The sequence below is a fragment of the Maribacter sedimenticola genome (genome assembly GCF_900188415.1).
GTDB lineage: Bacteria > Bacteroidota > Bacteroidia > Flavobacteriales > Flavobacteriaceae > Maribacter > Maribacter sedimenticola.
Genome location: NZ_FZNV01000004.1, coordinates 215,169 through 229,764, shown reverse-complemented (window position 1 = coordinate 229,764; position 14,596 = coordinate 215,169). Strand labels below are relative to the sequence as shown.

The following is a 14,596-nucleotide window of genomic DNA, read 5'->3' as shown; positions in this document are numbered from 1 at the left end:
TTAAATGAAAGGGCTTACTTGTTGGTGTAAGCCCTTTTTCTATTGTTAATATCTAAGAAAATTATTTGTTCCTTTCCAGTAAATTAAGATGGGAATCTACCACCCCGTTCATACTATATCCTGAAAGTTCATCCAGTTCCTTACCCTTTGCATTTAATACCTTTAGTAGGGGAAAGACTTTTCGGGCGTTATATTTGCCCAATAATTCCTTGTTGTGTTCCAATTGTTTCTTTGATAGGATATCCTTGTTTCTTGGAATGTCTACATATAGTAATATATAGTTCTCAGAAAGCGTCTTGAAACCATCGGTTTCAAATAAATCCTGTTTTAACATCTTACAAGGCGGGCACCAATCACTTCCTGTAAAATACAGAAGTATATTCTTATCTTGTTTTTTTGCCTTGGACACAGCTGTGTCGTAATCTGTGAGCCATTTTGAATTTTCCGTTATCGATAGGTCTGCCTGTGCAGAAATAATTAACGGGAATAACAGTATTACCAATAGATGTTTCATTATATAAATTTATATATCCAGTGCAAAAAACTTGCCAGTATTACTTGAATAACGAATCCATACCAGGAATATTGGGCATGCCCTCTTTTGCGACAGCCGCCAATTCTGTTTCGTTGACCTTTGTAGCCTGCTCAATAGCTTTGTTAATGATGAGGATTAGATAATCTTCTAACTGCTCTTTGTCCGCTAGTAAAGAATCGTCAATATCTATGGCCTTTATTTGTCTATTGGCTGTTATGGTAACATTTAGTAAACCGTCGCTTGATTTTTCATTTAACGTAACGGTATCCAGTCTTTTCTTCGTTGCCTCAACTTTTTGTTGGGTTTCTTTAAGTTTGCCCATCATTCCCATCATATCTCCAAACATAATTTTTGTTTTATTGTTGTTTGCAAAAATAATAAAAAGGCAGTTCTTTTTTCCTTTTACAAATCTTAGGGCTTCTGTGAATTAGTCTTATTTTTGCGCACTTTATAGATAAATAGGTTATGGAGGGCAAAAAAGCACCGGTTGCAAGAAAAATTCCTAAAGAATTGATCAAGCACAATGATGTTCGTATAGATGAGTATTATTGGATGAACCAAAAAGAAGATCAAGAGGTAATTTCATATTTAAACGCAGAAAATGCCTATTACGAATCCCTTACCGCCCATACCAAGGAATTTCAGGAATCCTTGTTTTTAGAGATGAAAGGCCGTATTAAGGAAGATGATTCCTCCGTACCTTATAAACTAAATGGATATTGGTATAGCACCCGATATGAAATTGGTAGCGAATATGCTCTATACTCAAGGTATCAAGGAACATTGGAGGCAGCTGAAGAGGTTATGTTCAATGGCAACGATATGGCTAAAGGTCATGATTATTTTAGCCTTGGAGGTATAGCTATTAGTCCTAATAATAAATTGGCTGCATTTGGTGTAGATACTGTTTCTAGGAGACAGTACGTTATGCAAATTAAAAATTTGGAAACCGGTACCGTTTATGAAGATAGAATAGAGAATACCACAGGAGGCGGTGTTTGGGCCAATGATAATGAAACACTGTTTTATACCCGTAAAGACCCCGTAACACTTCGTTCGGATAAAATTTATAAACACAAACTGGGTACGCCTACCTCAGAGGATGTACTGGTTTTTCATGAAGAGGATGAAACGTTCAGTACGTTTATTTACCGTACAAAATCAAAAAAATATTTGGTCATAGGGTCATTTAGCACGCTAACTTCCGAGTTTAGAATTTTACCTACGGACAATCCGGACGGCGAGTTTAAAATTTTCTCCCCTAGAACCCGTGGATTGGAGTATACCATTTTCCATTATGAAAATAACTTCTATATCCTGACCAATAAGGATAAGGCAGAGAACTTTAAAATAATGAAGGTTGATGAAGGTAATACCTCGTCAATTAATTGGCAGGAATTCATACCACATAGGGAAAATGTCCTGTTAGAGGATATTGATATATTTAAAGAGTATTACGTGCTGTCCGAAAGGGAGAACGGTCTTAATAAAATTAGGATCATTCGTTGGGACGGTACCGAGGATTATTATCTGCCTTTTCAATTGGAAACCTATACTGCATATGTGGGCAGCAACCCAGATTTTGATACTGAAATTTTAAGGTATTCCTATAATTCCTTATCCACACCAAGTTCGGTGATAGATTTTAACATGCGCACTAGGGAAAAGGAAATTAAAAAGGAGCAACAGGTTCTAGGGGGGCAATTTAAGAAAGAAAATTACACCGAACGTAGAATATGGGCAATTGCACGTGATGGGGTCAAGGTGCCCATGTCCATAGTATATAGGAATGATACTGAGCTAAACGAACAAACACCGGTGCTCCAATATGCATATGGTTCATACGGTTCAACCATAGACCCTTATTTTTCAACGGTCAGGTTAAGTTTACTGGATCGTGGTTTTGTTTATGCCATAGCACATGTAAGGGGAGGGGAATATTTAGGTAGGAAATGGTATGAAACCGGAAAATTACTGCATAAAAAAAATACATTCACCGACTTCATAGATTGTTCAAAGTTCTTGATCGAACAAAAGATGACAAGTGCGGAACATTTATACGCCATGGGCGGTTCTGCAGGAGGACTTTTGATGGGGGCAATCATAAACATGCAACCCGACCTTTACAACGGGGTCATTGCAGCAGTTCCATTTGTAGATGTCGTTACTACCATGTTAGACGACTCTATACCATTAACTACAGGTGAATATGACGAATGGGGCAATCCAAACGAAAAGGGGTTTTATGAGTATATGAAATCATATTCGCCCTATGATAATGTAAAGGCCCAAAATTACCCTAATATGTTAGTGACCACAGGTTTGCACGATTCTCAGGTGCAATACTTTGAACCGGCCAAATGGGTGGCAAAATTAAGGGAACTGAAAAAAAATGATTGTTTATTACTGTTCCATATTAACATGGAAGCCGGTCATGGCGGTGCATCCGGCAGGTTTGAATCGTTACGTGAAGTAGCCAAGGAATACGCTTTTATCCTAGATTTAGAAGGAAAAATCGCATAGTTGAAAAAAAATAGTAGCTTTGTAGCAATAATATTTACACATTTTGTTTGTGTAAAACTAAACATTGATCCCCCTTATGAAAAATGAGATCAGGGCTTACAATAATATCTTAGAACTAGTGGGCAATACACCATTGGTCAAATTAAATAAAATTGCCAAAAACCTTACCGGTAACTTTTACGCTAAAGTTGAAGCCTTTAATCCAGGCCATTCTTCTAAAGATCGTATAGCTATGCATATTATTGAACAGGCAGAAAAAGCAGGTCTGTTGACAGAAGGTAGTACTATCATAGAAACTACTTCCGGTAATACGGGCTTTAGTATAGCCATGGCTAGTATCATTAAAGGTTACGAGTGTATATTGGCGGTTAGTTCCAAATCCTCTATGGATAAAATAGATATGTTACGCTCAATGGGCGCAAAGGTATATGTTTGTCCGGCACATGTTAGTGCAGATGACCCAAGGTCATATTATGAGGTTGCCAAAAGATTGCATAAAGAGACCAAGGGCTCCATTTATATAAATCAGTATTTCAATACGTTGAATATGGATGCCCATTATAAGACGACCGGTCCTGAGATTTGGGAACAAACTGGTGGCCAAATAACACATTTGGTGGCCTGTAGTGGTACGGGAGGTACTATTTCGGGGACGGCTCGATATTTAAAAGAACAAAATCCAAATATTAAGGTAATTGGTGTTGATGCCTATGGTTCCGTATTAAAAAAATACCATGAGACTGGCAAGTTGGACACTAATGAGATTTATCCTTATCGTATAGAGGGACTTGGTAAAAACTTAATTCCCGGGGCCACTGACTTTTCCGCAATAGATGAGTTCATTAAGGTCACGGATGCAGAAAGTGCCCATACTGCACGAGAAATATCTAAAACTGAAGGGATTTTCGTAGGTTATACCAGTGGTGCGGTTATGCAGGCCTTAAAACAATTGGATGAACTGAATACATTTGATAAGGATAGCAACGTAGTTGCTATATTTCCCGATCATGGTTCCCGTTATATGAGCAAGATATATAGTGATCAATGGATGGAAGACCAAGGTTTCTTAAATGCGGCAACCGTTGAAGAAACGCAGGAAATACAATTTATAAAATAATCAATCGTATTGAAATTATAGAAAAAAAGTGGGTTTCAAACCCACTTTTTTGCGTAGTAAATAATTTATGCTAGCTAATCAAAATTATTTACTTTTGCAGATAGAAGCGAATTAAGCAATGAAAGACTTATTTGATAGAATTTTAGAAAATAAAGGCCCTTTAGGTAAATGGGCTTCTCAAGCAGAAGGTTATTTTGTATTTCCTAAATTAGAAGGTCCTATTTCTAATAGAATGAAATTTCAAGGTAAGGATGTTATTACCTGGAGTATTAACGATTATCTAGGCTTGGCAAATTTACCCGAAATTAAAAAGGTAGATGGTGAGGCGGCTGCAGAATACGGTGCTGCCTACCCAATGGGTGCTAGAATGATGAGCGGCCACACTGAATTTCATGAACAGTTAGAGAGAGAGTGTGCTGCCTTTGTCGAAAAGGAAGCTGCATATTTATTGAATTTTGGATACCAAGGGTTTATGTCCGTAATAGACGCGTTGGTTACCAAGGATGATATTATAGTGTATGATGTAGATTGTCATGCTTGTATCATTGATGGTGTTCGTTTGCACATGGGTAAACGTTTTACATTCGTACACAATAATGTAGATAGTCTTGAAAAAAACCTAGAGCGTGCCAGTAAAATGGCAGAGCAGAACGGTGGCGGTATTTTGGTCATTTCAGAAGGTGTTTTTGGAATGCGTGGAGAACAAGGTATCTTGAAGGAAATCGTTGCATTAAAGAAAAAATATAATTTTAGATTATTGGTAGATGATGCCCACGGTTTTGGCACCTTGGGTAAGACCGGCGGTGGTGCAGGACAGGAGCAAGGAGTACAGGATGAAATAGATGTATATTTGGCCACTTTTGCCAAATCTATGGCCAGTATTGGTGCTTTTGTAGCGGCAGATCAAGGAATAATAGATTATCTTAAATATAATTTACGTTCGCAAATGTTCGCTAAATCATTACCTATGGTATATGTTAAAGGGGCATTAAAGCGTTTGGAGATGTTGCGTACCCAACCAGAGCTTAAGGAGAAACTTTGGGAAAATGTAAATGCATTGCAGAACGGATTAAAGGAAAATGGATTTGATATAGGTACAACGACCAGTTGTGTAACTCCTGTTTATTTAAACGGTAGTATTCCAGAAGCAATGGCCTTGGTAAAGGATTTACGTGAAAATCACGGTATTTTCTGCTCGATCGTTGTGTATCCTGTAATACCTAAAGGATTGATATTATTACGCTTAATTCCTACGGCAACCCATACTTTACAAGATGTTGAGGAGACTTTAGCTGCTTTTTCAGCTATACGTGAACGTTTGCAAAACGGTACCTATAAAAGATTGTCTGCCGCTGTAGCTGCAGCAATGGGAGAATAAATTGGTAAATAATAAATAAAAAAGTCCGTGATGTAATTGATCACGGACTTTTTTATTTATAACGGTTTTTTATAGGTTCTTCTACGTTTGTAGATTACCGGGTCAAAATGCTTCCACATTTGTTTTATTGCTAGATTTTCCTCTAGTTCCGGTGTTCTATAGCACATATCAATATTCTTTTCGGTAAAGGTTTTGTAATATTCATTAAAAATTACTGCGGTAACTCCTTTATTTTGATATTCCGGATCTATTCCTATGAGATAGAAAATAACATCCTTGCTATTTTTCTTGGCTTTTAGAAGATGAAAAATACCAAAAGGAAATAATTTGCCATTTGCTTTTTGCAAAGCTTCTGAAAATGAGGGCATGACAATGGCAAAGGCAATCAATTTATCTTCTTTGTCCTTTATGAACTTGATGTACTCAGGATTGATAAAGCTAATATATTTCTTTTTAAAATATGCCTTTTGGATTTCCGTGATAGGAACAAATGAGCTGAGGTTGGCGTATGTTTTGTTAAATAGGTCGAACATTTCATCTGCCAATGGCATAACCTCCTTGGTTTTCGTAAAGTTCACTTCTTTTAAACCGTAGCGTCTCTTGACCAAATCGTTTAATTTGGAAAACAGTTTCGGGTCTGCATTTTTAGCAGGAAATTTGTTTTCCATGTATTCCTTTTCCTTTACAAATCCCAATTGTTCATAATGGTCCTTATAATAGGCATGATTGTACCATGTGATCATGGTGCCAATATGATCAAACCCCTCTACTAAAACTCCAACCTTATCCAAATTGGAAAAACCTACAGGACCTTCCAAAAATTCTAGGCCATTATTTTTGCCTATTTCTGCTACCTGTTGCAAAAGTGCCTTGGATACTTCTATGTCATCGACGAAATCAAACCATCCAAATCTCATTTTTTTTACCTGCTGTTCGTTCACCTCTAGATGATTAATGATGGCAGCTACACGACCAACAATTTTACTTCCTTCATAGGCAAGATAAAACCAAGCTTCGGCATCTTTGAAAACAGGGTTTTTGTTCTTATCAAAACTTTCCAGTTCATCATTGATGATAGGGGGTACCCAAAACTTATTGTTTTTATATAAGGAAAAAGGAAAGGTTACAAAGCGTTTTAAATCTTGCTTTGTTTTTGCTTCTTTTATACTGATCATGACACGTTTTTAGAAGTGTCAATATTAGGTATATTAATTATAACAGGAAAGTAGGAACTAAGTAAAATGTACCAAATTTAGAAGTCTATTTCGCTAGACTCCTTTTGTTTCTTCTTTTCTTTTTTCTTCAACTTTTTAAGCTGCTTTTTAGAAGGTCCTAGGTCTATATCCTCAGCACCGTTACCCTTCCGCTTTTTTCTTTTTTCCTTCTTCATTGCGTTTTTGTCAATTGCACCACCATTTTGATCGGCTTCTTGATCTTCTATGGGTTTAAGGCTGTCCTTGTGAAAATCCATACGGTATGATCCGCCAAAACCAAAAAAGATTCGGGTAGGCGTGTTTTTTAAACTTGCCCCCATATTAAAATCTAACTGAAGATTTTCCTTTAATAAATGTGCAATTCCACCTCTTAACAATAGATCTGCATAACGATCGCTTTGTATACCTTGGTGCTCTACAAAAACGCTCCATTTAGGATTTCTAAAGGCGTGGGATAATGAAATTAAATAGCTTAGTTCCGGATCGTCCGTTGTTATTCGGTCAAAGGCGGTATTGGTAATCAATACAAACCTTGGGGTAAGTCGACTTTGTGTAGCGATCATACCGCGATAGGATATGGTAGGTTCCCCTACATAGAAGGGGTTGTCCCCAAATACAAAATTGGCCCCACCATATAGGGACACTGCAGGTAGAAGGTTTTTAAACTGAAATTTATGGTTGGCTCTCCAACTGTAGAGATTTGGTTTATTGGCCTCTGGATTTTTAAACGGGTCATAAACAAGGTATTTCAGCCCTAGTCTATTTCTTGAAAAATCCCTTCTCTTGGCCAAAAGATTAAAATTGGAATAGGTAAGGTCTTGATCTTGAAAAGTACCTTCGTAACTAAGCTCAAGTTGTTCAAACAGCAAACCATATCTTAGGGCAATATCCGTACCCCAAATATCAGATTGTGTATTGAGCAAAGTATGATCTTTTTGTTCATAGAATAAACCCATTTCTGCCTGTACCACATTCTTTCCTACCGCATAGGCACTAACCGATAGTCCAGGTCTATTTGAATTTATTACATCGGTATATTGGGAAAGGCCATATAGAGGTATAAGCAATAAAAAGGCAAAAATGTAATAATTGGGTTTAGAGTAAGCCAATAGACTATTCATGAACACGATTTTATATATATTTTAATAGTATGATTCTACTAATACAACGTGATAATTGTATTTTTGATATACCTAAGTAATAATAAATGGCTTTTTTAAAAACGATATTAATTATTCTCTTGGTGTATTACCTGCTAAAATTTTTAGTTAAGTTGTTTGCACCTACAATTTTAAGTTACGCGGCTAAAAAAACAGAATCCCATTTTAAGCAAGCTTTTGATAACCAACGTGCTTCTACAGAGGAGAAAGTAGGGGATGTCATTATAAACAAAAAAACTTCCAGGAAAAAGAGAGATTCGGAAAAAGTAGGCGAATACATTGATTTTGAAGAGCTAGACTAGTTATCTTTGTCTAAACACTATGTATCTTTCAAATGAAGCAAGGCTTAAAATTCTTTTTCATCCATTTTTTTGTTATTGCCTTTTTTATAGTAGCGGCCCTATCCTATTTTAACCCCGTACTTCAGGGAAAGGTCATGTACCAACATGATATTGCCCAATATACCGGTATGGCCAAGGAGCAGAATGATTTTAGGAAAGCTAATGATCAAGAGCCTTATTGGACCAACAGTGCTTTTGGCGGCATGCCCACTTACCAACTTGGGGCAAATTATCCTCATAATTATATTAAGCAATTAGACCGGGTAATTCGGTTTTTGCCAAGGCCTGCAGATTATCTATTCTTATACATGCTTGGCTTTTATATTTTGTTATGCTGTTTAAAAGTCGATTATCGTTTGGCTGTAGTAGGTGCTCTGGCATTTGGTTTTTCTACATATTTGATAATAATTTTGGGTGCCGGACATAATGCCAAGGCCCATGCCATTGCCTACCTTCCTGTTCTTTTGGCGGGAATAGTTTTGGTCTTTAGAAAAAAATACCTGTGGGGCTTTGTACTTACAGCATTGGCAATGGCATTGGAGATTACTGCCAATCATTACCAAATGACCTATTATTTTATGCTATTGGTTCTTATTATGGGAGTGGTGTATTTGGTATATGCTATCAAGGAAAAGGAAATCAAGCATTTTGGAATATCAGTAGGAATTTTAGCAATTGCAGTAACATTGGGTATTGCCGCAAATGCCACTGGACTAATGGCTACCAAGGAATATGCGGATTGGAGTACGCGTGGTAAAAGTGAATTGACCATTAATCCAGACGGTTCTCCAAAACAAAATATAGGTGGCTTGAGCAAGAGCTATATCACCAATTGGAGTTATGGTATTACGGAGTCATTAAATTTATTTGTACCCCGATTATTTGGTGGTGCAAGTCAGGAAAATTTGGGAGAGGAATCAAAGTCTTTTAATTACTTGATAGATAAGGGACTACCAAGGTCCAGTGCCTTGGAATTTGTGAGCGGATTACCATTATACTGGGGAGAACAGCCTGGTACATCCGGGCCTGCCTATTTAGGTGCTGTAGTATTTTTTCTGTTTTTCCTAGGTCTATTTCTTGTAAAAGGAAAACATAAATGGTGGTTACTCTTCGGTTCGTTAATGTCGCTTATACTTTCTTGGGGAAAGAATTTTAGCGTCGTTACGGATTTTATGATCGATTATTTTCCTTTATATGATAAATTTAGGGCGGTTTCCTCCATTCAAATCATATTGGAGCTCTGTGTACCGATCCTTGCTATATTGGCCTTGAAGAAAGTTGCTAAGGATAAAGTCCCTACTATGGATAAATTCAAGTCACTTAAACTGGCTACAGGGGTAATAGTGGGTATTGGGGCTATCCTTTTTTTATTTAAGGGAAGTTTTGACTTTGTGGGTGCGGCAGATGATAATTTACGGATGACCGGTTTAGAGGAACTGCCGGAAATGTTAAGGCTGGACCGCAAAGCAGTATATACGAACGATCTTTTACGCTCGTTAGGTTTTGCCTTGGTAACGGCATTGTTAATCTGGTTCTATTTAAAACAAAAAATAAGATTAAATTATTTGGTAATAGCCATAGGGCTTATGATCGTCATTGATTTGGTAAATGTTGATTTACGCTATGTGAACAATGATAATTTTGTTTCTAAACGTAAAATGCTGGAACCTTTTCAAGCATCGGCGGCCAATAAAATCATTGCCAAGGACGAAGGGGTATATAGGGTTTTTGACCAAACCGATGGATTTGATTCTGCAAAAACGGCCTATTTTCATCAAACTATAACGGGGTATCATGCGGCAAAACCTGCAGGAATGCAAGATTTGTTCAACTTTCATATTTATAATGGAAATCTGTCCGTCATGAATATGCTCAATGTCAAGTATTTAATAAGACAAGATCAAGAAGGAAAAACTTTTCCTATTGAAAACCCAAATGCAAATGGAAATGCCTGGTTTGTACAGCAACTGGTTCCGGTACCTAATGCCAATGAAGAAATTAAGGCATTGGATAGTCTTGACACCAAAAATAATGCTGTGTTCAATGAAAGCCAATTTGAAAAAATAGCACCATTGACTTACCCAATGGATTCCACTGCCACCATTTCATTGACGGCATACGAGCCCAATCATCTAGTATACAGATCTAATAATAATAATGAAGGTGTTGCCGTATTTTCTGAGATGTATTATAAGAATGGATGGAATGCTTACATTGATGGAGAGGTGGTTGATCATTTTAAGGTAAACTATGTATTACGCGCTCTAAGTATTCCAGCTGGTGCGCATAAAATTGAATTTAAATTTGAACCTCAGGTCGTTGCTCAAGGAAGTAAAATTACATTGGCCAGCAATATATTACTGGTCTTGATAATTCTAGGCGGAATAGGTTTTACATTTTGGAATACTAAAAAAGAAGGGGAAGCTTAATGAAGAAGGTGCTGGTCATTACCTATTATTGGCCTCCCGCTGGCGGACCGGGTGTACAACGCTGGCTCAAATTCGTTAAGTATCTTAGGGATTTTAATGTTGAGCCCATAGTTTATATTCCTAAGAATCCAAATTATCCATTAGTGGATGAATCATTTTTAAAAGATATTCCAGAAGGAATTACTATCTATAGTCATGAAATTTTGGAACCCTACCGTTGGGCAAAACTATTTTCAAGAAAAAAAACAAAGCGGATAAGCGCAGGTATTATCAATACCAAAGATCAGTCATTTATAGAAAAGATTTTATTGTGGGTAAGGGGAAACCTTTTTGTACCGGACGCAAGAAAATTTTGGGTTGGGCCTTCGGTTAAATTTTTAAGGAATATTATCGATAAAGAACAAATATCCTCAATAATTACCACAGGTCCGCCGCACAGTGTACATTTAATTGGTTTACGGTTGAAGCAAATAATGCCCATTAATTGGATTGCGGATTTTAGAGATCCATGGACTACAATAGGGTATCATAAAAAATTGAAATTATCCTCATTTGCTGCACAGAAACATAAGCGTTTGGAATCCAAGGTTCTAAATAGTGCCGATAAAATCATTGTTACCAGTGCTACAACAAAGAAAGAGTTCACTACTTTAACGGAGCAACCAATAACTGTTATCACTAACGGATTTGACAGGGGAGTAGGTCAGAAAAAAATATTAGATGTCAAATTTACCATTTCCCATATCGGCTCTATGTTGTCCGGTCGAAATCCAACCAATCTTTGGAAGGTATTGTCTGAATTACTGAACCAGGACAAAGCGTTTAAGAAGGCGTTGCATCTTCGTTTTATAGGGGTTGTAAGTGATGAAGTTTTATCTTCATTATCACATTATGGCTTACAGGATAATTTGGAGCTCGTAGGATATGTTTCTCATCATGAGGCACTGGCTTTTCAAGATAAGTCTCAAATTTTACTTTTGGCCGAAATAGATTCCTTTGAGACCCAAGGTATAATTCCAGGAAAGCTTTTTGAGTATATGGCTGCAAAAAGACCAATACTTGCCATAGGTCCAAAAGGTTGGGAGGTCGGTGCAATAATTAACGAAACCAATGCTGGATGTATTTTTGAGTATACGGATGAAATTGAACTTAAAAATGTACTTTTAAGTTGGTTTGAACAGTATAAAAAAGGTGAACTTACAATATCATCTTCAGGAATAGAAACCTATAGCAGAAGGGAACTGACCCGTAAATTATCAGAATTGATCTAATGGGCATTGTACTTAAACAATCATTGAACAATACTATTGTAACCTATATTGGTTTTGCCATTGGGGCAATCAACACCTTATTTTTGTATACCCGTTTTATGAAGCCTGAAAATTATGGGCTAATACAAGTAATTTTATCGGTTTCTGCCATACTTATGCCCATTTTGGCCTTTGGCGTCCCCAATACCGTAGTTAAATTTTATTCCAGTTTTAAAGATCATACCAAACAAGACAGCTTTTTGACCTTTATCTTGTTTTTACCTCTAGTTTTAATCATACCCATTGCCTTCCTTAGTTTTTTTGCCAATGATTTTATAGGCAATATTTTGGCAAATAAAAACCCCATTGTGCGTAGTTATGTATGGCATATTTTCTTTGTGGGGATGGCCATGGCCTATTTTGAAATATTCTATGCTTGGGCCAGAATAAGAATGAAATCCATATTCGGTAATTTTATGAAGGAGATTTTTTGCAGAATCGTCCAAACTGTGTTATTGATTTTATTGTGGTTCAAAGTCATTGATGTATATTTCTTTATCAATGCCCTTGTAACTTCATATCTACTGCGTGCGTTGATCATGAAAGTATATGCATTTTACCTGCGTAAGCCCAAGATTAATTTTACACTTCCCTATAATTGGATAAATATTGTAAAATACAGTGCCTTGATTATATTAGGTGGCTCTACAGCTATTGTGCTATTGGAAGTGGATAAGGTGATGCTGAACAATTTTCTGGAAATTGATAACGTAGCCTATTATGCAGTTTCTGGTTTTATTGCTTCTACTATTGCGGTACCTTCAAGGGCCATGCATCAAATAACATACCCATTAACTGCAAGCTATATCAACAACAAGGAAAAACCTGCTTTAAAAACCCTTTACCAGAAAAGTTCGTTAACCTTGTTCATTGTGTCTGGGATATTGTTTTTGTTGATTTTTTTAAATCTTGATGAACTTTATAAATTACTTCCCAATAATTATGCAAATGGATTTATGATCGTATTTTGGATTGGCTTGGCCAAAGTATATGATGCCCTTTTAGGTAATAATAATTCTATTCTATATAATTCCGATTATTACCGTTCAATTTTATTTTTTGGGGTATTACTTACTTTTATGGCTATTCTATTTAATCTTTGGTTAATACCAACATTTGGATTAAATGGTGCAGCAATCGCAAGTTTTAGTGCTTTCTTTGTTTACAATACTTTAAAGTTGATCTATGTAAGGTCCAAGTTTAAAATTATACCTTTTACCCTAGAAACTGTAAAGGTTTTTATACTGTTGGTAGCTATAGGGTGTATATTTTGGTTTGTAGATTTTCCTTTTCACCCAATAGTGAACATAGCGTTAAAAAGCCTTTTAATGTTGATGGTATATGTAGGTGTACTTTATAAATTTAGGATTTCTGACGATATATATCAATTTATAAATAAAATTTTAGGGCGTTAACTATAGTTTCTGTTTTGCTTTTTTACTTGAGGTCTGTATACCATATTCCTGTTTGTAAATTTTTACGATAACAAGAAAAAGGCTAATAATGAGCGGTCCAAAAATCAATCCTACAAATCCAAAAATAGGTATCCCGATCAATACTCCTATTAATGTAATTAATGGGTGGGTGCTATCAATTTGTTTTAAGACTACCAATCGAATTAAATTATCGGTCATTCCTACCACCAATATGCCATACAATAAGATGCCCCACGCCTGAAAATCATTGCCGCCGGCCATACTTAAAATAAATACCGGCAATATTCCTACAAAGGTGCCTATAAAGGGAATCATAGAACCTATAGTAACAATCACAAACCAAAACAATGGATTATCCACTCCAAAAATATAAAATCCTATTAAGGCAATAATTCCTTGTGCCAGTGCTACTAATGGTATGGCAATAGCATTGGAACGAACGACATTATCTATTTCTTTTCCCAATATGACCAATGTTTTATTACTTAAGGGAATATATTCCAATAAAGAATCCTTTAATTTCTTGGGACTTTGAAGCATGTAATAGAGAATAAAAAGTAAAATACCCAAAGAAATTAGGATGGTAAAGGTTCCGCTGGCAAACCCTTGTAAATTATCTGTTAACCAACCAGAAGCTTGTTTAGGGTCAATTGCCGATGATAGGTCATAACCGGCATATTTTTCCAATTTAAATATCTGTTCCTTGAGCGCTTTTGTAACTTCTTCGGATTTATCAGCCAAATTTCCAATTTCGGCACCTAGCATAAAGGCTGCACCGGTCAATGGAATAAAAATTCCTAATAGTGAGGCAATAATCAATAATGTGGCCGCCCACGTTCTTTTCATGCCCTTGTTCAATAATTTAATCATCCATTTTCTTAAGATGACATAAAGGGTTAATGCACCCAGTACACCGGAAATGTAAGGTAACATATAGGTGATGATCAATCCCCCAAGAAAAAGTATAAGCGCAAGTATGATTATCTGCCTTATGAGCTTATGGTTAATTTTCTTCATGGAATTTTAATCTTTACTGTTGGATTGATTGTGGTAAAGGTGACTGATTATTTTAGTATAATTTAACTCTGTAACTTATTTTTCTAATTCAAAAATCTAACTTGTGACTTTATTGCCAACTATTCTTTTATCCTCA

Annotated in this window: 12 protein-coding genes; 7 read left to right on the top strand and 5 right to left on the bottom strand. The window is 36.3% G+C overall.

Annotated elements, in window-relative coordinates:
• Window positions 1-61 precede the first annotated feature (61 nt).
• Complete coding sequence (locus CHB68_RS13510) at window positions 62-514, bottom strand: thioredoxin family protein (RefSeq protein ID WP_089261512.1); 453 nt, start codon at window positions 512-514, stop codon at window positions 62-64.
• 40 nt (window positions 515-554) lie between these two features.
• Window positions 555-881 carry a YbaB/EbfC family nucleoid-associated protein gene (locus tag CHB68_RS13505; RefSeq protein WP_089261510.1) on the bottom strand — a complete coding sequence of 109 codons (327 nt, stop codon included), beginning with the start codon at window positions 879-881 and terminating at the stop codon, window positions 555-557.
• Window positions 882-1,000: 119 nt separating this feature from the next.
• Between CHB68_RS13505 and CHB68_RS13500 the strand changes: the two genes are divergently transcribed.
• From CHB68_RS13500 to CHB68_RS13490, 3 genes are all read left to right on the top strand, one after another.
• The gene (locus CHB68_RS13500) at window positions 1,001-3,058 is read left to right on the top strand and encodes a S9 family peptidase (protein ID WP_089261508.1); all 2,058 of its coding nucleotides are present in this window, start codon (window positions 1,001-1,003) and stop codon (window positions 3,056-3,058) included.
• Window positions 3,059-3,134: 76 nt separating this feature from the next.
• A complete protein-coding gene (locus tag CHB68_RS13495; RefSeq protein WP_089261506.1) occupies window positions 3,135-4,175 on the top strand; it encodes a PLP-dependent cysteine synthase family protein in 1,041 nt (346 codons plus the stop codon).
• 118 nt (window positions 4,176-4,293) lie between these two features.
• Complete coding sequence (locus CHB68_RS13490; RefSeq protein ID WP_089261505.1) at window positions 4,294-5,553, top strand: aminotransferase class I/II-fold pyridoxal phosphate-dependent enzyme; 1,260 nt, start codon at window positions 4,294-4,296, stop codon at window positions 5,551-5,553.
• 56 nt (window positions 5,554-5,609) lie between these two features.
• Here the strand turns inward: CHB68_RS13490 and CHB68_RS13485 are convergent, their stop codons facing one another.
• Both CHB68_RS13485 and CHB68_RS13480 read right to left on the bottom strand, forming a co-directional pair.
• A complete protein-coding gene (locus CHB68_RS13485; protein WP_089261502.1) occupies window positions 5,610-6,728 on the bottom strand; it encodes a GTP cyclohydrolase in 1,119 nt (372 codons plus the stop codon).
• 77 nt (window positions 6,729-6,805) lie between these two features.
• The gene (locus CHB68_RS13480) at window positions 6,806-7,888 is read right to left on the bottom strand and encodes a transporter (RefSeq protein WP_089261500.1); all 1,083 of its coding nucleotides are present in this window, start codon (window positions 7,886-7,888) and stop codon (window positions 6,806-6,808) included.
• 86 nt (window positions 7,889-7,974) lie between these two features.
• Between CHB68_RS13480 and CHB68_RS13475 the strand changes: the two genes are divergently transcribed.
• Genes CHB68_RS13475 through CHB68_RS13460 form a run of 4 tightly spaced genes read left to right on the top strand, consistent with a single transcriptional unit; the run spans window position 7,975 to window position 13,422 of the window.
• Complete coding sequence (locus CHB68_RS13475; RefSeq protein ID WP_089261498.1) at window positions 7,975-8,229, top strand: DUF4834 family protein; 255 nt, start codon at window positions 7,975-7,977, stop codon at window positions 8,227-8,229.
• A 32-nt stretch (window positions 8,230-8,261) separates the two neighbouring features.
• Window positions 8,262-10,697, top strand: coding sequence for a YfhO family protein (locus tag CHB68_RS13470; protein WP_089261496.1), 2,436 nt, complete (start codon window positions 8,262-8,264; stop codon window positions 10,695-10,697).
• Window positions 10,697-11,968 carry a glycosyltransferase family 4 protein gene (locus tag CHB68_RS13465; RefSeq protein WP_089261494.1) on the top strand — a complete coding sequence of 424 codons (1,272 nt, stop codon included), beginning with the start codon at window positions 10,697-10,699 and terminating at the stop codon, window positions 11,966-11,968. Before CHB68_RS13470 ends, CHB68_RS13465 begins: the two co-directional genes overlap by 1 nt.
• Entirely contained in the window at window positions 11,968-13,422 is a 1,455-nt protein-coding gene (locus tag CHB68_RS13460; RefSeq protein ID WP_089261492.1) for a lipopolysaccharide biosynthesis protein, read from the top strand. Before CHB68_RS13465 ends, CHB68_RS13460 begins: the two co-directional genes overlap by 1 nt.
• On the opposite strand, the gene CHB68_RS13455 is transcribed toward CHB68_RS13460, so the two are convergent.
• Complete coding sequence (locus tag CHB68_RS13455) at window positions 13,423-14,460, bottom strand: AI-2E family transporter (RefSeq protein ID WP_089261490.1); 1,038 nt, start codon at window positions 14,458-14,460, stop codon at window positions 13,423-13,425.
• Window positions 14,461-14,596: the final 136 nt, after the last annotated feature.